Source organism: Lachnospiraceae bacterium GAM79, from assembly GCA_020735665.1.
Lineage (GTDB): Bacteria > Bacillota > Clostridia > Lachnospirales > Lachnospiraceae > Coprococcus.
On the sequence record CP085928.1, the window covers coordinates 2,092,501 to 2,112,717 of the forward strand.

19 protein-coding genes (1 of these 19 only partly in view) are annotated in these 20,217 nt (G+C 41.8%); 1 reads left to right on the top strand and 18 read right to left on the bottom strand.

Annotated elements, in window-relative coordinates; translation table 11 throughout:
• The 14 genes from tsaD to LK416_09480 form a co-directional block, all read right to left on the bottom strand.
• On the bottom strand, positions 1-5 hold the start of the coding sequence (gene tsaD, locus LK416_09415; protein UEA73879.1) for a tRNA (adenosine(37)-N6)-threonylcarbamoyltransferase complex transferase subunit TsaD. Its footprint begins 1,027 nt before the window's first position; 5 of the gene's 1,032 nt are visible here — the first part of the coding sequence; it begins with the start codon at positions 3-5; the stop codon falls past the left edge of the window.
• A 29-nt stretch (positions 6-34) separates the two neighbouring features.
• Positions 35-943 carry a ribonuclease Z gene (locus tag LK416_09420; protein ID UEA73880.1) on the bottom strand — a complete coding sequence of 303 codons (909 nt, stop codon included), beginning with the start codon at positions 941-943 and terminating at the stop codon, positions 35-37.
• A 94-nt stretch (positions 944-1,037) separates the two neighbouring features.
• Positions 1,038-1,256 carry a hypothetical protein gene (locus LK416_09425; protein UEA73881.1) on the bottom strand — a complete coding sequence of 73 codons (219 nt, stop codon included), beginning with the start codon at positions 1,254-1,256 and terminating at the stop codon, positions 1,038-1,040.
• A gap of 108 nt (positions 1,257-1,364) precedes the next feature.
• Positions 1,365-1,868: a ribosomal protein S18-alanine N-acetyltransferase gene (gene rimI / locus LK416_09430; protein ID UEA73882.1), complete on the bottom strand. Its 504-nt coding sequence runs from the start codon at positions 1,866-1,868 to the stop codon at positions 1,365-1,367.
• Complete coding sequence (tsaB, locus tag LK416_09435) at positions 1,861-2,571, bottom strand: tRNA (adenosine(37)-N6)-threonylcarbamoyltransferase complex dimerization subunit type 1 TsaB (protein ID UEA73883.1); 711 nt, start codon at positions 2,569-2,571, stop codon at positions 1,861-1,863. The genes rimI and tsaB overlap by 8 nt, the downstream gene beginning before the upstream one ends.
• Before the next feature lie 4 nt (positions 2,572-2,575).
• The gene (gene tsaE / locus LK416_09440; protein ID UEA75901.1) at positions 2,576-3,001 is read right to left on the bottom strand and encodes a tRNA (adenosine(37)-N6)-threonylcarbamoyltransferase complex ATPase subunit type 1 TsaE; all 426 of its coding nucleotides are present in this window, start codon (positions 2,999-3,001) and stop codon (positions 2,576-2,578) included.
• Between the two features lie 2 nt (positions 3,002-3,003).
• Positions 3,004-3,483, bottom strand: a complete 480-nt coding sequence (locus LK416_09445; protein ID UEA73884.1) for a dCMP deaminase family protein — start codon at positions 3,481-3,483, stop codon at positions 3,004-3,006.
• 97 nt (positions 3,484-3,580) lie between these two features.
• The gene (locus LK416_09450; GenBank protein UEA73885.1) at positions 3,581-4,795 is read right to left on the bottom strand and encodes a homoserine dehydrogenase; all 1,215 of its coding nucleotides are present in this window, start codon (positions 4,793-4,795) and stop codon (positions 3,581-3,583) included.
• Positions 4,796-4,833: 38 nt separating this feature from the next.
• Positions 4,834-5,944, bottom strand: a protein-coding gene (gene prfB, locus LK416_09455; GenBank protein UEA73886.1) for a peptide chain release factor 2 whose coding sequence is annotated in 2 segments (ribosomal slippage) — positions 4,834-5,868 and positions 5,870-5,944 — 1,110 coding nt in all. Because the reading frame shifts where the segments join, the coding sequence is not laid out codon by codon here.
• A gap of 45 nt (positions 5,945-5,989) precedes the next feature.
• A complete protein-coding gene (gene secA / locus LK416_09460) occupies positions 5,990-8,563 on the bottom strand; it encodes a preprotein translocase subunit SecA (GenBank protein ID UEA73887.1) in 2,574 nt (857 codons plus the stop codon).
• 277 nt (positions 8,564-8,840) lie between these two features.
• Positions 8,841-9,368, bottom strand: a complete 528-nt coding sequence (raiA, locus tag LK416_09465; protein UEA73888.1) for a ribosome-associated translation inhibitor RaiA — start codon at positions 9,366-9,368, stop codon at positions 8,841-8,843.
• A gap of 310 nt (positions 9,369-9,678) precedes the next feature.
• A complete protein-coding gene (locus LK416_09470) occupies positions 9,679-11,028 on the bottom strand; it encodes a C40 family peptidase (protein ID UEA73889.1) in 1,350 nt (449 codons plus the stop codon).
• Between the two features lie 161 nt (positions 11,029-11,189).
• Positions 11,190-12,926 (bottom strand): pyruvate kinase, encoded by a 1,737-nt coding sequence (gene pyk / locus LK416_09475; protein ID UEA73890.1) that lies wholly within the window; start codon positions 12,924-12,926, stop codon positions 11,190-11,192.
• 44 nt (positions 12,927-12,970) lie between these two features.
• A complete protein-coding gene (locus LK416_09480; GenBank protein ID UEA73891.1) occupies positions 12,971-13,873 on the bottom strand; it encodes a DUF1189 family protein in 903 nt (300 codons plus the stop codon).
• A gap of 325 nt (positions 13,874-14,198) precedes the next feature.
• Here LK416_09480 and LK416_09485 point away from each other — a divergent pair, with 325 nt between their 5' ends.
• Positions 14,199-16,826, top strand: a complete 2,628-nt coding sequence (locus tag LK416_09485; GenBank protein UEA73892.1) for a fibronectin type III domain-containing protein — start codon at positions 14,199-14,201, stop codon at positions 16,824-16,826.
• 199 nt (positions 16,827-17,025) lie between these two features.
• Here LK416_09485 and LK416_09490 read toward each other — a convergent pair whose 3' ends face one another.
• The 4 genes from LK416_09490 to bioB form a co-directional block, all read right to left on the bottom strand.
• Positions 17,026-17,742, bottom strand: a complete 717-nt coding sequence (locus LK416_09490) for a response regulator transcription factor (GenBank protein ID UEA73893.1) — start codon at positions 17,740-17,742, stop codon at positions 17,026-17,028.
• Positions 17,743-17,756: 14 nt separating this feature from the next.
• Positions 17,757-18,272, bottom strand: a complete 516-nt coding sequence (locus LK416_09495) for a hypothetical protein (protein UEA73894.1) — start codon at positions 18,270-18,272, stop codon at positions 17,757-17,759.
• Positions 18,273-18,291: 19 nt separating this feature from the next.
• Positions 18,292-18,867 carry a hypothetical protein gene (locus LK416_09500; protein UEA73895.1) on the bottom strand — a complete coding sequence of 192 codons (576 nt, stop codon included), beginning with the start codon at positions 18,865-18,867 and terminating at the stop codon, positions 18,292-18,294.
• A gap of 347 nt (positions 18,868-19,214) precedes the next feature.
• Positions 19,215-20,213 (bottom strand): biotin synthase BioB, encoded by a 999-nt coding sequence (gene bioB, locus LK416_09505; protein UEA73896.1) that lies wholly within the window; start codon positions 20,211-20,213, stop codon positions 19,215-19,217.
• Positions 20,214-20,217 lie beyond the last annotated feature (4 nt).

Consider the following 20,217-nt stretch of genomic DNA (forward strand, 5'->3'; position numbering starts at 1 on the left):
TTCATCTTCCTCTTTTTCCTGTTTACCGCATGTTTCATTCTTCAAACTTTAACGTTGTCTCCATCCGATCTTTTCCTGCAACCGCAGCCGGAAATATCTTTCTTACTTCATCTATATACTGCATCGGTTTGATCAGCGACGGACTGTAATGCGTCAGCCACATCCGTTTTACTTCTGCCTCTTTCGCAATCTCTGCCGCCTCATACATCGTCATATGCCTGTGGGAGACTGCTTTTTCATATTTATCCGGCTCCCCATACATACCTTCGCAGATAAACAAGTCTGAGCCTGCCGCATGTTTTGTAATAAGTGGTGTCGGACGAGTATCTGTACAATATGTGACCTTAAGTCCTTTCCGGTCCGGTCCCATAACCATATCCGGTGTATAGAGCCTGCCGTCCACTTCTATCGTCATGCCCTTCTGCAATGTATTCCAGATCTGCATCGGAACCTCCTGCGCACGCGCACGTTCCACATCAAATTTACCGGCACGGTCAAGTTCAAATGAATATCCATAACAGGTAACATTATGGTTTACTCGATATGCATTTGCCCGCAATCCACATATCTCAAATTCTTCTTCCTCTTCTGTCAGTTCTTTGAACTGAATCTCAAACGGAAGCTCCGGCGCGATCACACGTAGAGAATTCACTACTCGCTCCAGCCGTTTCGGACCGACCATCAGAACCGGGTCCTTTCGCTCTGCGTTTCCGATCGTCAGAAGCAATCCCGGCAGTCCACTGATATGATCTGCATGAAAATGCGTGAACAAGATCACATCGATCGGTTTAAAACTCCACCCCTGCTGTTTGACTGCTACCTGCGTTCCTTCACCACAATCAACTAATATAGAGCTGCCATTATATCGTATCATCATGGATGTCAACGCTCTGTACGGAAGTGGCATCATTCCGCCTGTACCAAGCAAACATACATCTAACATATTCTATCCTCCAACTTCTATCTCCGCTCTGTCTGTAAACCGCTTTTCCCGTAAGGAAAAAAGAGTCATTCTATATACAAATGACTCTCTGGTTCTACATATATTCTGCCGTTTCTTCTCTCTGTACCGGTACTGCAAAGCTGCCTGACAACCGATCATAGCAGTCTTCACATATACAGATCCTGTGGGTTTCTCCATCTTTTTTTGAGAAGTAGCCCCACTTTTTTGAAATTATAATTGCATCTTCCATCAAAATGTCATTTCTGACTGACAATTCTTTCCCACACATATTACAACGTATTACTTCTATCATGATCTCCTCCTGATCCTCCGATTGCCCGGTGGTCTCTGTATCTTTTCTATTGTCGATTATAATAAAAAAGGCACATCTTTTGTAGTGGGAATTCCTGTCATCTATATATTATGAATGTGAACACTTCAGTTCCATAATAACAGCATCTTCTGTTGGTTTTTTATAATAATCTTTCCTTCTGGAAATCTCATCAAAGCCTAGCGATTCATACATTGATATTGCTGCATCATTAGACTCACGAACCTCTAAGAAAATCTTTTCTCCATCGTCTTCTACACACATACGAATCATTTCCTTCATCAGTCTGTGTCCGATTCCGCATTTCCTGTAATCTTTATCAACAGCAATTCGAAGCAGTTCACAATCCTCGCATGGTGCGGTAAAAATGCAATAACCAACCACCTTATCATCCTTCGTTGTGTCAACTGCTGTAAGTACAGTATCATATGTTCCATACATGGATGTAGCAACCATCTGCTCATTCCAGGAACTCATAAATACTTTTTCTCCCAGAGAAACAATATCAAGCAACTGCTCCTCATCGCCTTCTCTTATCTCAATGTTGTCTAAATAGGGCCCCGCCGCCCCGCCATCACTGACGCTATTACTCATTTCCTTCACCTTTCTCTTTTCTTTCTCTTTCTGCCTGAGACATTCTCAGATATTCAGGAGCAAAATCGTCTCCATTTATATACTGTTCATGCGCATACCGGCAAGCTCCGGCATATGCGACTGATCCGGCTCTCTGTTTGTTCAGATGTGCCGGTGCCAGACACGCATGTTTCATCTTTGACAGGATCAGAGATCCATACACCTGTATGCCATCACCTGTAAACTGCACTTCTTCATCTTTTTCAAGAAGCAGATCGATCAATTCATTCACATCCATCGGTATCTGCTCCATCTCTGTAACCAGATTGCCTGATTTATCAAATCTGTACAATCCGGTATAGACCTGATTCCTTCTGGCATCCATGATCGGACAGATAAGTCTGCCACTTCCCCAGAAATTATATGCAAGCCCTTCCAGTGTCGGTACAGGTATGATCGGCTTATCAAGTGCAAGCGACAAGCCTTTTACTGTCGCCGCTCCGATCCGCAGTCCTGTAAATGAACCGGGTCCTGCTGCGATTGCTATCGCATCTACTGTATCAAGCTCAATGCCTGCTGCTTTTACAACCTCATCCAGCATCGGAAGCAAGGTTTGTGAATGTGTCTTTTTATTGTTTACCGTAAATTCTGCAACCAGATTGTCATTTTCTAATAAGGCAACGGATGCAACCAGCCCTGAGCTGTCCAGAGCAAGGATCTTCATAGTTTTAAACCTCTTCTATCGTTATCTTTCTATAATCTACCCCTTTTTCAAGGTCTTTTTCAATCGTTATCTTCTGATAATGTTCCGGAAGAATCTCTTCGATCAGATTTGCCCATTCGATCAGACATACGCCATTACCATATACCATCTCATCATAGCCAATCTCTTCCATCTCATCTACATCTCCGATTCGATAGACATCAAAATGATATAGCGGAAGTCTTCCATCATCATACTCCTTTACAATCGTAAATGTCGGACTGTTCACAATATCATCGACACCTAGGCCTTTGGCAAATCCCTGCGAAAATATCGTCTTTCCGACACCCAAGTCTCCAAAGAAACAGAAAACCTGCCCCGGAGCAGCCTGTTCGCCAAGCTCCCGCCCGATTCTGTATGTGTCTTCTCTGCTGTTACTTTCCTTTACAATCATCATAAATCTATCGTAATCTTCTTTCCTTTTACTTCGTATGGTCGATAAGCAACCCCGGCCATATCAAACATTCTCTTCGATGCCATTGTACTGTCAGTACTTGCATATTTATCCGACAGATAGATAACCTCCTTTATTCCGCACTGAATGATCGCTTTCGCACATTCATTACAAGGGAATAAGGTTGAATAAAGTCTTGCATCTTTTAAACTGCCGCCTCTGTAATTCAGGATGGCATTCAATTCCGCATGGCATACAAAGAAATATTTATTGTTCAATGGATCACCGATCTTTCCCCATGGCATGATGTCATCTTCGCATCCGGCAGGCATACCATTATACCCTTCCGACAGAATACGATTATTATCGTCTACGATACATGCGCCAACCTGAGTTGACGGGTCTTTACTTCTCTCTGCCGACAGCAGTGCAATTCCCATAAAATACTGATCCCAGCTAATGTAATCGGCTCTTTTCATCGGTGTCCTCCTTTTCTTTCTATCTGAGTATCTCGTTATTTCCATATGCAGATAACACATTTTTCAACGGTCATCTAAGGTTATACAACTTTTTTCTCTAAAATGCTACTCTGATTATGCTGTAAATTTTATCAATTTTAGCTATAGCATCAGCAAAACTGCCCTCAGTCATGGCTGAAGTTATAAATGCAAGTTCTCCATCTATGCCTTCTGCTGTTACATATGTCACATCACCAAATAATTTCTGAACCTCTTCTTTGGTAATAGAATCCGCACTCACACGCACAAAGAAACGATTAACCGCATCTCTGAAATCACCGATCGGAAGCGGCTCTGCATCCCAGCTTGCCATAATATTCTTACCCATATGTTTTACTTCGTCTACAACATCGGATACAACGGCGGATGCTGTTGGAAGCTTTCCTGCTCCTCTGCCGTAGAACATAATATCATCTACAACATTTCCATGTACAAATATTCCATTGAATACATCATGGATACCGGATAACGGATGATTCTCATCTAACATCATAGGTGCAACGAAGGAATATAAGGTATCTCCTTCCTTTTTAGTCGTACCTACTAATTTGATCGATACGCCAAGTGCATCTGCATATTTGAAATCTTCTGTTGAGATCTTTGTGATTCCTTCTGTATGGATCTTAGTATAATCCAGATGTTTTCCATATACGATAGAAGTCAGGATTGCGATCTTTCTACACGCATCTCCACCTTCTACGTCTGCTTCCGGATTTCTTTCTGCATATCCCAGATCCTGTGCCTGCTTCAGCACTTCATCATAAGATGCACCTTCCTGATCCATCTTGGTCAGGATATAATTTGTTGTTCCGTTTAAGATACCTGTGATCTCTGTTACTTCATCTGCTGTGATAGAGGTATTTAATGGACGGATGATCGGAATACCACCGCCAACAGATGCCTCAAATAAGAAATTCACATTGTTCTCTTTTGCGATCGCAAGTAATTCCGGTCCGTGAGAAGCTACCAGTTCCTTATTGGATGTTGCTACACTCTTGCCTGCTGCAAGGCACTGTTTTACAAATGTATAGGCAGGATTGATTCCTCCCATTACTTCAACAACAACCTTTACTTCATCATCGTTTAAGATGTCATTGAAGTCATGTGTCAGTATCTGCTGTACAGGATCTCCCGGGAAATCTCTCAGATCAAGAACATACTTGATGTTAATCTCTTCTCCTGCTCTCTTATTGATGATCTCATGGTTTGTATTGATAACCTCAACCACACCTGAACCAACTGTACCATAACCTAACACTGCTATATTTACCATGTGGATGTCTCTCCTTTTGCATTCTTTTTTGTATATTACTACTCACTCCGGCTGCACCATTTTAAATATGCATTCATAAATCCGTCGAGTTCTCCATCTAAAACTGCGGCAACATTTCCGCTTTCTTCGCCTGTCCGGTGATCCTTCACCATCGTATACGGCTGCATAACATAAGACCGGATCTGGCTTCCGAATCCATTCTCCAATATCTCACCTCGAATGTCCGAAATCTTATCCAGGTTCTCCTGTTTCTTGATCAGATACAACTTAGACTTCAGCATCTGCATAGCCTTGTCCTTATTCATATGCTGTGAACGCTCATTCTGGCATTGTACTACGATACCGGTCGGAATGTGCGTGATACGAACCGCCGATGATGTCTTATTGATGTGCTGTCCACCGGCTCCGCTCGATCTGTAAGTATCGATTCGGAGATCATCTTCATTGATATCCACTTCCAGATCTTCCTCTATCTCCGGTATCACATCGCAGGAAGCAAATGAAGTCTGTCGCTTGCCTGCTGCATTGAACGGTGAAATACGAACCAGACGATGTACGCCTTTTTCTGATTTCAAATATCCGTATGCATTCTGCCCGCTGATCTGGATCGTAACCGACTTGATGCCAGCCTCATCACCTTCCAGATAGTCAAGTACTTCCACCTTAAAACCATGTTTCTCCGCCCATCTGGTATACATTCTGTATAACATCGATGTCCAATCACAGGACTCTGTTCCACCGGCTCCTGCATGAAGTGTCATAACGGCATCATAACCATCAAACTCACCCGACAGCAGAAGACTGATCCTGTAATTTTCGAATTCCTTCTGAAATGCAGTCAGCATCTCACCGATCTCCTCTATCATAGAGGAATCGCCCTCTTCTTCCGCCATCTGAATCAGGGTTTCGATATCCGAAAAATCCTGTTCCAACTTCTGATATTCCTCCAGCGAATCCTGCAGCTTCTTTAACTGCCTAGAAACACTGGTTGACTTTGCTACATCATCCCAGAAGCCAGGCTGTTCCATCTCATATTGTAATTTTCCTATGCTGTCTTTTCTGCCAGCGATGTCAAAGTGAATCCCTTACTTCCATTAATGGTTGTCTGTACTGATTCAGTGTGAACTTAAACTGGTCTGTCTCTATCATTAATTTCTCACCTACTTTATCGGTTGCAGCTGCAACACATTATTTCTATTCGTTCCGTCCGCAGCAGTTCTTATATTTCTTACCGCTGCCGCATGGACACAAATCATTTCTTCCGATTTTTTTTGCTTTCTTTACAGGTCCTCTGGATACAGTATCATCCTTGTTTGTTCCTGTAACCTTATTTACTTCTTCACGTTCAACCTTCTGTTCAACCTTAACACGGAGAAGCAGTTTTACTGTATCCTCCTGAATTGCTCTTGTCATCTCATTGAACATGTCATAACCGGCAAACTTGTATTCTACAACAGGATCTCTCTGACCCAGCGACTGAAGCCCGATACCCTGCTTTAACTGTTCCATATCGTCGATATGGTCAGTCCATTTTCTATCAATTACCTTCAGAAGGATAATACGCTCGATCTCACGCATATCTTCCGGACTTGGGAATTCTTTTTCTTTCTCATGGTAGAGTTCCACAGCCTCATTATACAATCTCTCTTTGAGTTCTTCTGTGTCACCCTTTTTAATCTCATGCTCAGTAAGTGCGATTGGTTCTGTAAATGGAATGATCTCACGGATCATATTGTCAAGCTCTACAATATTCCATTCTTCCGGTGCCGCTTCTGATGAGCATACGATATCCACACATGCACCGATATCATCCTTGAGCATCTTCAGGATAACTTCATGCATATCTTCACCATCTAAGACTCTCCGACGCTCCTTATAAATGATCTCTCTCTGTTCGTTATTTACACGATCATACTCTAACAGATTCTTTCTGATCGCAAAGTTGTTACTTTCAATCTTCTTCTGCGCCTTTTCTACGAAGTTCGAAATCGTCTTATGCTGAATCTCCTCGCCCTCCGGAATCTTCAATGTATCATAAAGGCTCATAACACGTTCGGAACCAAATAATCTCATCAGATCATCTTCCAGAGACAGGTAGAATTTGGATTCACCCGGATCTCCCTGACGACCGGAACGTCCACGGAGCTGATTATCGATTCGTCTGGACTCATGACGTTCTGTACCAATGATACGAAGTCCGCCAAGTTCAGCAACGCCCTCGCCAAGCTTAATATCCGTACCACGACCAGCCATGTTCGTTGCGATCGTAACTGCATTCTTCTGACCTGCTTCTGCAACGATCTCTGCCTCAAGCTCATGGAACTTTGCATTTAATACCTTATGTGGAATCTTTTTCTTGCTGAGCATATGGCTGAGTTCCTCAGATGCATCAATATTGATCGTACCAACCAGAACAGGCTGTCCTTTTCTGTAACTCTCATTGATCTGCTCAACAATAGCGTTTAATTTCTCTTTCTTTGTCTTGAAGATAGAATCCGGACGGTCAATTCTCTGTACAGGAAGGTTGGTCGGGATCTCTACAACATCCATGCCGTAGATCTCTCTGAATTCTTCTTCCTCTGTACTTGCTGTACCTGTCATACCCGCTTTCTTCTCAAACATATTGAAGAAGTTCTGGAATGTGATCGTCGCAAGTGTCTTGGATTCTCTCTTAACCTTTACATTTTCCTTTGCCTCGATCGCCTGATGCAGTCCATCTGAGAAACGACGGCCCGGCATGATACGTCCTGTAAATTCATCAACGATCAGAACCTCATCATCCTTTACAACGTAATCACGGTCACGGAACATCAGGTTATGTGCACGAAGTGCAAGAATAATGTTATGCTGGATCTCGATATTCTCAGGATCGGACAGGTTCTCAATATGGAAGAACTGCTCTACTTCCTTTACACCGTTTGCTGTCAGCATAACGTATTTGTCTTTTTCATTTACAAGAAAATCTCCGTCTTCCTCGATCGCTGTATTCATCAGCATATCCATCTTGGATATCTCGCCATCACCTTCACCACGCTTCATACGTCTTGCAAGGTAATCGCACATTTTATAAAGCTCTGTTGATTTACCACTCTGTCCTGAAATGATCAGAGGGGTTCTCGCCTCATCGATCAATACTGAGTCGACCTCATCGATTACGCAATAATGAAGTCCTCTTAACACAAGCTTTTCTTTATAGATAACCATGTTATCTCTTAAGTAATCGAAACCGAGTTCGTTATTTGTTACATAAGTGATGTCGCATGCATATGCGTCACGTCTTTCATCATTTGTAGATGAATTCAAAATAATACCAACTGTAAGTCCAAGAAACTCATGAACCTTACCCATCCATTCCGCATCACGCTTTGCCAGGTAATCGTTAACTGTTACGACCTGAACACCCTTGCCCTCCAGTGCGTTTAAGTATACAGGAAGTGTAGATACAAGTGTCTTACCTTCACCGGTTTTCATCTCGGCGATACGTCCCTGATGTAATACAACACCACCGATCAACTGTACTCTGTAATGCTTGATGCCAAGCACTCTGTATGCAGCCTCTCTTACAACTGCAAATGCTTCTACCAACAGATCATCAAGAGTTTCTCCATTTGCAAGTCTATCTTTGAACTCTGTTGTCTTTGCTCTTAATTCCTCATCGGACAATGCCTGCATATCAGAATCAAGTGCTTCTATCTTGTCCACAATAGGAGCGATCTTCTTCAGTTCTTTCTCACTATGTGTGCCAAATACTTTTTCAAATAATCCCATTCTATTATTCTCCTAACTGTTTTCTTGGTTTCGTATCCAAATCTTGTTACTCAGGGTACATAATACCATCATATGAAATTTATATCAAGAATGAATCTGAAAAGCTTTGGTAAAGCATTATGAAATAACGCTAAAGCCCGATAACTTTTCACGCAAAAAAGAGCCGCCAGCGTTGATATTCTGGCGACCCTTCTCTTTATCCATAAATCTCTGCAGCTACACATCTGCCAATCCTTTCGGATCTGCTTCTGTAAGCTTCCTGTGTGGCAGGTTGAGATTAAAATTCCGGTTCGATCAATCCGTATGTGTTACCTTTTCTCTTATAGACAACATTTACTTCTTCTGTCTCAGCGTTTCTGAATACATAGAAATTATGTCCAAGCAGATCCATCTGGATGCATGCATCTTCCGGATACATAGGCTTTACTGCAAATTTCTTGCATCTTACGATCTTGATCTCGTCATCTTCATCTGTTTCTTCTTCTACAAATGAATTCTGGAGATATGCTGCATTCTGCTCCTTGTCGATCAGCTTCTTCTTATGCCTGTTCACCTGTCTCTCAATCACTTCCAGCACAAGATCGATCGATACATACATATCATCACTTACCTGTTCTGCACGAATGATATGTCCTTTCATAGGAATCGTAACTTCTATCTTCTGTCTGTCTTTCTCTACACTAAATGTAACCTGTGCAACAGCATCTTCTGCGAAATATTTCTCAAGCTTGGACAGCTTGTCATATACTGCATTCTTTAAGCCTTCAGTAACATCGATATTTTTTCCACTAATTATGTAATTCATGTTGCCCAACTCCTTCTTTTTCGGGGATTCCCGAATTGATAGTCTTATTATAGCATAAACCATCATTTTTTCAAGTCATTTTAAACAAAAGGAAGGCGTCTTCTTTCTGTTTTTTAGTCAAATTAACAATTAATTTATATAATTTATGAAAACTACACAAATACATCTGTATCTTTTTTCTGTATGAAAATATATCTTTAGCTGTAAAGACTCCTTTCGATAAAAATAAAAAAAGAAAAGCCGGTACATATCGGGAGGAACAACATATCCTCTCACTATATACCGGCTTTTCTTCTATTTCTGTAGTCCTTTATTGTCCAAGCAGTCTGACTGCCTTAACAGGTGTTCTGTAGTTATATACCGATGTCTTGATACCGGTTGCTTCTGTACTTGCATGTACTACCATGCCGCCACCTGTGTAGATCGCCACATGTCCGATATCTCCTTCTGAACCATAGAACAACAGGTCACCCGGTTCCAGTTCTGAAAGACTTACTTCTGTTCCGTAATAAGACTGAGCTGTTGCGGAATGTGGAAGTGAAATTCCAAAGTGTGCATATACTGATAATGTAAATCCTGAACAGTCAGCACCGTTTGTAAGGCTTGTACCACCATATACATAAGGGTTACCGACAAACTGTAATGCATAATTTGCAAGATCAACACCGGTCGATCCACTGGATGGTACAGGATCCGGAGTAGATGGAGCCTCTGTTGTAGGAGCTTCCGTCGCAGGTGCTTCTGTTGAAGGAGCCTCTGTCGTCTGTGAGCTTGAACTGCTGCCGTTGTCTGATGACTGACCGTCACCTGAGCTGTTGTTCTGAGCTGCCTGCTGCTGTCTCTGTCTCTCTGCCTCTGCTTCTTCCTGTTTTCTCTTTGCTTCTTCCTCTGCTGCTATTCTTGCAGCTTCTGCTTCCTCTACTGTTACAGCCTTTACCGTATTGTAGGATATCTCAACGTAATCGGAACTTACATATCCGCTTACACTGTCATCGATCTGGAGCTGTGTCCATCCGTCTGACTGACTTAACACTTCATATGTCTGTCCGCCGGGAATCTGGGTTACGCAATCACTGTCACCATCTGCCTGCTCACGAACATTCAAGGTCTCTGTTGTTATGGTAGCAAGCTTGCTGCAATGTTCTTCCGCATATGCTCCTGCATCATCACCGAACACCAGATAATCATTCTTTATGTATCCCTCGCAGTTACCGGATGCGATTTTCGTCCATGTATCACCTTTTTCTTTTACAAGAGCAATTCCGTTTGCTGCAAGTGTTCCAACCAGCTCGCCATCTTCACTTGCGGTTGCTCTGATATTTACAGAATCGGAAACTGTTGTAAGGCAACGATCCTGAAACTGCGGATACTTACATGTCACTTCTTCCGCCTGTGCAGATACTGTTTTATCCTTTTTTGTTGTCTTCTTGCTATTCTTCTTATCAGCTGTCTCTGTCGTTGTCTGTTCTTCTGTCTTCGCAGATATTGTATCCTCTGTTGTATCCAACTGAACAGATTCTACATAACGATCAAGAACGGACGAGATACCGATATTGGAATCATCATAAACACTGTTTGCTTTTATCACACCAAATGCTGTCGTTGCTGCCAGACTTACGGTCATAACTGCAACTGAAATTCTTCTGGTTGTCTTCGACATTTTATTACCTCCCATACAAATGCCATGTTGCCAAACATTTGTTACGAAAATGTTACATTTCTGGTTCATTATAGCAACATTACTAATGCTTGTCAACATGGCAATTCATGGATTTTATACGTTTTCCCTTAATTTCTTAAAATTTAAGATTTGTTACAGAGCTATGAAACAACTACTCCGTCTTTTGCTTTTACCGTAACAATTGCTCCGGTTTTCAGAATCTGTGTTGCATTTTTCGCTCCTATAATAACCGGGATATCCCTGCTTAAACCAACAATTGCTGCATGCGAATTCTTTCCGTCCTTCTCACATACGATCGCTGAAGCAGTTTTTAACTGCTCCATGATATTATTGCTGGTTTCTTTCATAACGATAATATCACCGGAATTGTAGTTTTTTATTAATTCTTCCTCTGAATCAGCTACACACAAGGGGGCACATACAGATTTTTCGTTTACAGAAACTCCCTTAACCAGAATGTGTCCAACTACATGTACTTTGATCAGGTTGGTTGTTCCGGTAACGCCAAGCGGAACCCCCGCAGTAATAACAACGATTTCTCCATCCTTAATATAATGGTTTCTCTTAGCCGCCTCTACCGAATGCTCAAACAGATCATCAGTATTATTCTCCTCTGCGATCAGAAGTGGCTGAACACCCCATGAAAGGTTCAGCTGTCTGCAGACCTTCTCAACCGGTGAACATCCGATGATCGGGCATTTCGGTCTGTATTTGGAGATCATGCGGGCAGTTTTTCCGGATTTGGTTACAGTTACGATTGCCGCCGCACCAAGATCGATCGCAGTTGTGCAAGTCGCATGAGAAATAGCGCTGGTGATATCCGGATTCTGGATATTTCCTCTCTCATAAAAACGTTTTGTATAATCAATATCTTCTTCTGCACGCTCTGCAATCTTGATCATGGTATGAAGTGCCTCTACCGGATACTTACCTGCTGCAGTCTCACCGGAAAGCATGATTGCACTTGTTCCGTCGTAGATCGCATTTGCAACGTCTGTCGCCTCTGCTCTCGTTGGTCTTGGATTCTTGATCATGGAATCAAGCATCTGTGTCGCTGTCACAACCTGTTTATCAGCATTGTATACTTTCTTAATGATCATCTTCTGGATAACAGGGACATCTTCTAACGGAATCTCAACACCCATATCGCCACGGGCTACCATAATACCATCTGACACGCGGATGATCTCGTCGATATTCTCAACTCCCTGCATATTCTCAATTTTGGAAATGATATTGATATTATCGCATCCATGCTCATCTAAGATCTTGCGGATCTCCAATACATCATCTGCAGTTCTTACAAAGGAAGCAGCAATGAAATCAAAATCATTTTCTATACCGAATATAATGTCCGAGCGATCCTGGTCGCTGATATATGGCATAGACAGATTTACGCGTGGTACGTTTACCCCTTTGTGATTTGATACCGGTCCGCCATTTACCACACGACAAACTATCTTACTCTCTGATACCTGTTCCACTGTCATCTCGATCAGTCCGTCATCGATAAGGATCGTATTACCCGGCTTTACGTCATTTACAAGGTTCTTATATGTGATCGAAACCATCTTCTCATCACCCTCTACCTCATCGGTTGTAAGTGTGAATGTCTGACCCGGTTTCAGTTCGATCTTTCCGTTTTTGAAATCTTTAACACGAATTTCCGGTCCCTTTGTATCAAGCAGTGTTGCAACAGGAAGATTCAGTTCTGTTCTGAATTTCATAATACGTTCCATATTGCGTTTATGCTGTGCATGATCTCCATGTGAAAAGTTAAATCGAGCAACATTCATTCCCTCGATCATAAGCCGTCTTAAAATATCATCATCATCCGTTGATGGTCCTAATGTACATATAATTTTTGTTTTACGCATACTGCCTCCTAATAGTTATTTTATAATATAATGAGAAACTGTTATCAGTCTCCATAATAATCTTCATCCGGTACATGTTCTTCCTGCGCTCCTGTTTCCGGTTTCTCCGGTATCCGCAGGATCTGATCTGCATATAATTTAATTGCTGCTATCAAATAAACAAATGTTATGATCACACACAGAATATACATAAATACAAACTGACCTTTTAATACATATCCGGCGATCAAAACAGCAGCCGCAAACCATGGGGTTCTGACAAGCGTTGATGCCTTTACAATATCTGAAAAACTGACCTCGTCACTTATACCAAATATTCGTTTTATTGCATTTATGATAAAGCCCCATATCAGAGTTGCAATATAATAAATAAATATTAACAATACTGCCATCACAAGCGTAATACCTATCAGAAACGGTGTATCATAGCGTCTTGTAAACGTAAGCAGAATCTCTTTATCATATATATCCCTCTTCTCGATTGACCGGAGATGACTGTATACGCTGCTCCAGCTGATACGAGTAGGCGCATCATCACTGTATAAAAGAATCTCCTGATTCGATACAACAACCATTGTTCTATAATGTCCCTCTTCCAACAGCTCATCGATCTCATCTGATTCTGTATCATAATCAGTAGAATCAATCCGGATATAAGCACCACCCGGTCGCTTCATCTCATACTTTTTCTTACAGTAAAAACCGTCCTGACTAACACTGAAATAAGCAATCCTGTCATCAATTGCATCTGCCAGTCGATTATATCCGATCTTTTTACTCACAGGAATATAGAAAACAACCATCGGCAGCAAAATACTGACACAAATAACCAGCACATGTATAGCAAACCAAGAGCTTTTCCTTCCTGTCTTTATATATTCCGACGGACGAACCAGGCCTTTGAACATTCCGGCAACCGTCTTAAAAAAACCTACTTTTTCTTCCATGTGTTTTTCCCTTCCGTATCAATTATTTTGTCGTTTTATTCCACAGATATTATAAGTATAACATCATCCGATCATCTTTTCACTAAAAAAATCCGTCTTTTGGGTAAATATTCAGTAAAGGCTCTTGACATATGTTTTACAAACGCAGCTTTTCTTTATATTGTAAATCTTAAATCACGTCCATATATTGACTTTTGTATGTAAAAAAAATATTATGTTTCTGTATGTAAAAATACAAAAACGTCTTTTTTACAATAGCAAAGGATTTATTTTTACATATGCTTATAAAACATTTTCACTCAAAACAAATGGGAGGTTATTTATCTTGAAAAAACTAGTCACAACCATCCTGTGCGGTATGCTTACCGGCCTTGCAGCATTCTCTATGCCAAAAAATGCCGGACATGTATCCGCACAGACAGCTTATACCTATCAATCACAATCCGGCGTTTCCGCTTCCGGCAGCCATACGGACTCATCTTATGAAGACGCAATCAACACTATGGTTGCAAACGGAACCTTTGATCGTTCGTCCCTGACGGATGCACAGGTTGCATATATCAATCAGAAATACGGCGAAGATCCTGAGGCATTCAGCGAACTGCAGAAACAGTCAGATTATAACAGCAGTCCATCTCTCGCAGCCATCAACACCGGCAGTTATTCCCATGACAGCCAGTTCGACGGCTACGATGTGATCGATGGTATCGACATCTCCAGATGGCAAGGAAAAATTGACTGGAAAAAAGTAAAAGCAGATGGTGTCAAATTTGCGATCATCCGTGTAGCGCTTCGCACAACAGAATCCGGTGTACTGGAAGCAGATGCATTATATAAGGAAAACTTACAAGGTGCTATCGACGCGGGTCTGGATGTAGGCGTCTATATCTACTCACAGGCAATCAGCACAGCGGAAGCCAAAGCGGAAGCTGACTTTACAATGAACCTGCTCAAGGGTTATGACATCAACCTTCCTATTGTTATGGATTTTGAATATTATACAGGCAACACCGGCAGACTTGCACGCGCACATCTAAGTGTTGCTCAGGCAACAACGATCTGCAATGCTTTCTGTAAAGAGGTGGAAAGCAAGAATTATACCGCTATGGTATATGCCAACAAATCCTTACTTACAAATGATGTGAATTCAAATGCGATCGCAAAGAACTACCAGATCTGGCTCGCCCAGTATCCGGGATGGGACAGTGCGACCGGAAGCATTCATGCATCATTTGATGGTAAGTACTCCTACTGGCAGTACACATCTTCCGGTTCCGTCGATGGAATCGCAGGCAGAGTCGATATGAACTTCCGTTATGTCAAGAAACCTGCCGCTGTCAAGAACCTGACAAGAAAGACCGCCAGCATGTTAAGTATAACTTTGAAATGGAATAAGGTTCCATATGCTTACGGCTATCAGATCTATCGTTTGAATAAAGAAACCGGAAAGTATGAGAAGATCGGCAAAACAACCGGTGCCTCAAAGACGACCTACATCGACAAGGATCTCGAGATCAATACTTTATACAGTTATCAGGTCCGCGCTTATTATAAGTTGAAGGATGGCAACTATTATGGTGCATATTCCACTCCGGTACATGCAACCACACAGAAAAAGACAGTTACAAATGCAGCTGTATCCAAAAAGGCAGAGACATCCCTCACAATAACATGGGACGCGCAGACAGAAGTCAGCGGCTACCGGATCTCCAGATTGAATGCGTCAACCGGAAAATATGAAACCGCTGCCTATGTAGAGGGCGCTTCTTCAAACACATGGAAAGACACAGATCTTAACTGTGGTACTTCTTATTCATATAAGGTTCGTGCCTACTATGTAGAAGACGGCAAAAAAGCTTATTTTGATTACTCAAATGTCGCAACAGGAAACACAAAACCGGGCAAGGTATCCGATGTAACGGTATCTGCAACAAAGAATTCCGCTACAATCCGCTGGAATCCACAGGTAAATGTATCCGGCTATAAGATCTATGTGAAAAACGATGCAAATAAATGGTCACATCTCAAAACGATCAAGAACAAAAATACAACATCCTTCACACACACAGGTTTAACCGGCAATAAAGAATATACTTATTCCGTCATTGCTTACTATACAAAGAGCGGCAAAAATACAAACACCGATCGTTCCGATTCCGTAACAGTACTGACCAAACCGGCAGCTGTTAAGAATTTCAAAGCCGAAACCATCAAGGCTGACACCGTGAAGCTGACATGGAAGAAGGAAAGCAATATCGACGGCTACCGTCTGTATGTAAAAGAAGATGTAGCCGGTTCTTCATGGACAAAGATCGCAACGATCACATCTGCAAAAACTACAACATTTACACAGAGTGGTCTTACATCCAATAACGGCTATAAGTTCCAGATCAAATCATACAGGAAATATAACGGCAAGACGTACACCGGTGAAAGTGTTACAACATCCGCAAAGGTAATTCCCCAAAAGGTAACAAATGTAAAGGTTAAGAGCTATGGCTCCAAACAACTCCTGTCATGGGAACCTATCAAAGGTGTGAATGGCTACTACATTTATCGTTATGATACTAAAGCAAAGAAATATAAGAAGATCAAAACGATCAACAATGGAACCCAGTTCATCTACTGTATAAATGCAAAGGCATCATCCAAATATAAATATCATGTTACTGCATTTAACAAGATCGGAAAAACTGTATATAAAGGAAAGCGTTCCGCTGCCGCTTCAACTGTAAAAACAACTCAGAAGGTTAAAGTTGCATGCGGTGTATTAAATGTAAGAAAGGGTGCAAATACAAGCAGCAAGATCCTGACAACCGTTACAAACGGCAAAACGCTCACTGTAAAGGGCATCCGCACAAGCCGCGGCACAAACTGGTATAAAGTTTCCTTTAAAAAGGGACGCAAAAGCTACACCGGCTATGTATCCGCAGACTATGTAAACCTTAAATAAGCAATTCAACTAATAAGTAAACATACAGTATAGTATATAAAAAAGATGTCATTACTATTATGAAGCAAGCCTTATCCGAGGCTGGTACTTAAGCAGCGTATTTTGCTGCTTTATGTACCACTGCACGAGGATTAGAACGGAAGTGTCTTGCGTAATAATATGTAATAGCATCTTTTTTATTTTAATTTATAATATATATTTACTTATTAGTTGAATTGCCTAATGAAAAGGTATAGCCGATTCCGCGGACAGTCTGAATGTAGACCGCATCCTCTTCCAGCTTATCGCGCAGACGTTTGATATAAACAGACAAGGTATTATCATCTACGAATGCTTCATCTACATCCCATAGCCGTTCAATCAGCTGTTTTCTGGTAAGTACTTGATCCGCATGTGTCACCAGTTCTTTTAATAAACGGAATTCGCTCGGTGTACAGTCTACATTTCGTTCTTTCTGATAAATCTTATAAAGCCTGTTATCAAGTCTTGTATGTCCGAATATAATGTCCGCTTCCGTTTCTTCCTTCTTTTCTTTTGTATCGGAATTATATTTCTGCCGACGCAAGATAACTGCAATCCTTGTCAGAAGTTCTTTTACGCGATAAGGCTTTGCAATATAATCATCTGCCCCAAGTTCCAACCCCTGTACCAGATTCACCTCATCAGAAACCGCCGTCAGGAATATGACAGGAACATAATTATCATGTTCTCTTATATATCGGCAAAAATCATAGCCATTTCCATCCGGAAGCATCACGTCTAATAATACAAGATCAATGTCCGGCTGTAACAGTGCTTTCGCTTCTGCCAGATTCGAGGCTTTCACGACTTCGTAATTTTCAGTTTTTAATGTATATTCTGTTCCCATTGCAAGTGCAAAATCATCTTCCACCAACAAAATCTTTTCATTTGCCATCTCTCATACCTCAATTATTTATCAAGTGCAAAGAAGCATACCGCACTCACCAGACTGATCATAACGCCCGCTGCCAATAGATAAAATCCTGCTCCGTATCCGGCAGATCCTGTATAACCGCTTTCGTGCATACTCTCTGTAGTGTCGTTCAATATTTCACGAATTGCCCGGATCGTCTGATGGTGTCTTATAATAAATAATCCAACACCCGAAGCTACAACAGGAATAAACATATTCAGATTAAATATATTCCATGTATCATGGTCTCCTGCAAAATAGATCAATATCAATACAATTCCGGCAATTCCCGCAAGTAAAATAAAATATGGCACAACACGCGTAAAAAAGTTGATTTCTCCCATACCGCTATATTGTGTTGCCAGCTTTTTCAGATTCAATAAAGGATACCCCTGCTTCAAAGTTTCTACATCCTGTATCGTAAAACGATATCTGAAATACGGAAAAAAACCGGACAAAAGTATACAGATCATGCCAACCAGATACATCCGGCTGAACTTATTTACCTTCATACACCCTCCATGTCAGATATTATTTGATACGGAATGTTGCCTTCACATATCCATCTGCAAACAATACATAATCCCTGCCATCATATGCCCATTTCAGTTCTTCTTCTGCATATGATGGTTCCACAAACTTCACATCGATTCTCGCCACATCATCTGCCTTTACAGCGGCGGTACGAAGGAGAAGCATCCCCTGTACAACCGGATGGTCGGTCAGATGAATCTTGTTTTGATCACCCGTCTCCTTACTGAAGCTGTAAACCTCTTCTTTTGAAAATGTATGAAAATCCTCTGCATTATCATAAGAAGCCGCTTCCACTCGTTTCAACTCTTTCTCTTTATCAGATGGTTTTACCAGAGTTACCGTAAATTTCTCTACAGGTGACTCTACACCATCCACATAACCAAGGATCGGAAGAATATACATAAATGCATTCTCCTTTACGGCTCCGAATTCGTAGCGGATGCTGCCTGCCTGTCCTGCCTGCTCCTTCTCTGCCATATATGATATCTTCCCGATAAATGCTCCCTGATAAGTGGAGGCATCCATCTCTGTCATCTTCGTGCCAATCGCCATCATTCTGTCATAAATATTCATGTTGTACCTCTTTCTTCTTAAAACAAATTATTTGTCCGTAAATCCTTTATGCCGGATCTTATTTTCATTCTTTTTTATAATATAATTTTCTTCTCGAAAATTCAACAACCGCAGTTAAATCTTACATCCCGACACTGTTTCGTCCCACCGGCCGACTGAATCCTCTGTATATAGACATTAGCAATATTTTCGTTATGAATTGTACTTTGCCAGCGAATGCGGGTGCATGTCCGAGCCAAAGGCGAGTTTGCACTGAAGCATGAGCGGATCAGGCAAGTGCAATGCATAGAAAATATGCGAGTCTAATACAGAGTATTCAGTCGGCCGGTGGGACGAAACAATATCGATTAAAAGTCCATGCGGCTGCCGGGCTTTGGTGCTCCGACCTCATACCCCTGCTCACGTATCATCTGCAGATCTGTCTCAAATGTAATTCCTGTCGTTGTCAGAAAGTCACCGCTGATAACCGCATTTGCACCGACTCGAAGTGCCGCCTTTCCATTATCAGGCAAAAATGCCCTTCCGGCAGCCAAGCGGATAAATGTATCCGGCAGAACAAACCGAAAGATTGCAACCGTACGAAGAAATTCATCTTCTTTCATCGGTTCCTGATGCTCAAAATAAGTTCCCGGAATCGGATTCAACATATTGATCGGAACAGAATCCACATCCAGCTCTCTCAAGGAAAATGCCAGATCAATTCGATCAGAAAGTGTCTCTCCCAGTCCGATCAGCCCGCCACTGCACACCTTCATGCCGGCTGCTTTCGCCGCACGGATGCTTTTTCTCTTATCATCTGAGGTGTGCGTAGTACATAAGGTCTTAAAGAATTCATCCGATGTCTCCATATTATTATGAACCATCGTCATCCCTGCTTCATGCAGCTTCGTGAAATCCTCCTTATCCAACATACCAAGGGATGCGCACACATGGATATCCGCAGTTTTTCTTATATCCGCAACATTTGAAACAGCAAGCTCTACCTCTTTTTTCGACAGTCGCCTGCCAACAGACACCAGTCCATAACGATAAGAGCCTCTGCACTTATCCTGAACCGCTATATCCGTCAATACCTTCTCGCCCAGCACACATTCTGCCGGAACTTTATCCTTTGCTCTTGTTGACTGTGCACAGTACAGACAATCCTCGCTGCATTGTCCTACCTTGACCGCCGCCACAGAACAGACATCACAGACATTTCCACAAAAATGCAGTCGTATCCGGTCTGCTGCTTCAGATAGCTCTGTCAGGTCAGCTTCCATAAGCAATCCGGCTTCCTCTCTGCTGATGCGATAACCATTCACTATTCTTTCCTCTAACTCTTTCAGTTCTTCCTTTTTCATCATTTGC

What these genes read in the sequence shown, in the direction of transcription:
- LK416_09420 (UEA73880.1), bottom strand. Translation starts at nt 943, where the DNA reads ATGTTAGATGTATGTTTGCTTGGTACAGGCGGAATGATGCCACTTCCG.
- LK416_09425 (UEA73881.1), bottom strand. Translation starts at nt 1,256, where the DNA reads ATGATAGAAGTAATACGTTGTAATATGTGTGGGAAAGAATTGTCAGTC.
- rimI (UEA73882.1), bottom strand. Translation starts at nt 1,868, where the DNA reads ATGAGTAATAGCGTCAGTGATGGCGGGGCGGCGGGGCCCTATTTAGAC.
- tsaB (UEA73883.1), bottom strand. Translation starts at nt 2,571, where the DNA reads ATGAAGATCCTTGCTCTGGACAGCTCAGGGCTGGTTGCATCCGTTGCC.
- LK416_09445 (UEA73884.1), bottom strand. Translation starts at nt 3,483, where the DNA reads ATGAAAAGAGCCGATTACATTAGCTGGGATCAGTATTTTATGGGAATT.
- LK416_09450 (UEA73885.1), bottom strand. Translation starts at nt 4,795, where the DNA reads ATGGTAAATATAGCAGTGTTAGGTTATGGTACAGTTGGTTCAGGTGTG.
- secA (UEA73887.1), bottom strand. Translation starts at nt 8,563, where the DNA reads ATGGGATTATTTGAAAAAGTATTTGGCACACATAGTGAGAAAGAACTG.
- raiA (UEA73888.1), bottom strand. Translation starts at nt 9,368, where the DNA reads ATGAATTACATAATTAGTGGAAAAAATATCGATGTTACTGAAGGCTTA.
- LK416_09470 (UEA73889.1), bottom strand. Translation starts at nt 11,028, where the DNA reads ATGTCGAAGACAACCAGAAGAATTTCAGTTGCAGTTATGACCGTAAGT.
- pyk (UEA73890.1), bottom strand. Translation starts at nt 12,926, where the DNA reads ATGCGTAAAACAAAAATTATATGTACATTAGGACCATCAACGGATGAT.
- LK416_09480 (UEA73891.1), bottom strand. Translation starts at nt 13,873, where the DNA reads ATGGAAGAAAAAGTAGGTTTTTTTAAGACGGTTGCCGGAATGTTCAAA.
- LK416_09490 (UEA73893.1), bottom strand. Translation starts at nt 17,742, where the DNA reads ATGGCAAATGAAAAGATTTTGTTGGTGGAAGATGATTTTGCACTTGCA.
- LK416_09495 (UEA73894.1), bottom strand. Translation starts at nt 18,272, where the DNA reads ATGAAGGTAAATAAGTTCAGCCGGATGTATCTGGTTGGCATGATCTGT.
- LK416_09500 (UEA73895.1), bottom strand. Translation starts at nt 18,867, where the DNA reads ATGAATATTTATGACAGAATGATGGCGATTGGCACGAAGATGACAGAG.
- bioB (UEA73896.1), bottom strand. Translation starts at nt 20,213, where the DNA reads ATGATGAAAAAGGAAGAACTGAAAGAGTTAGAGGAAAGAATAGTGAAT.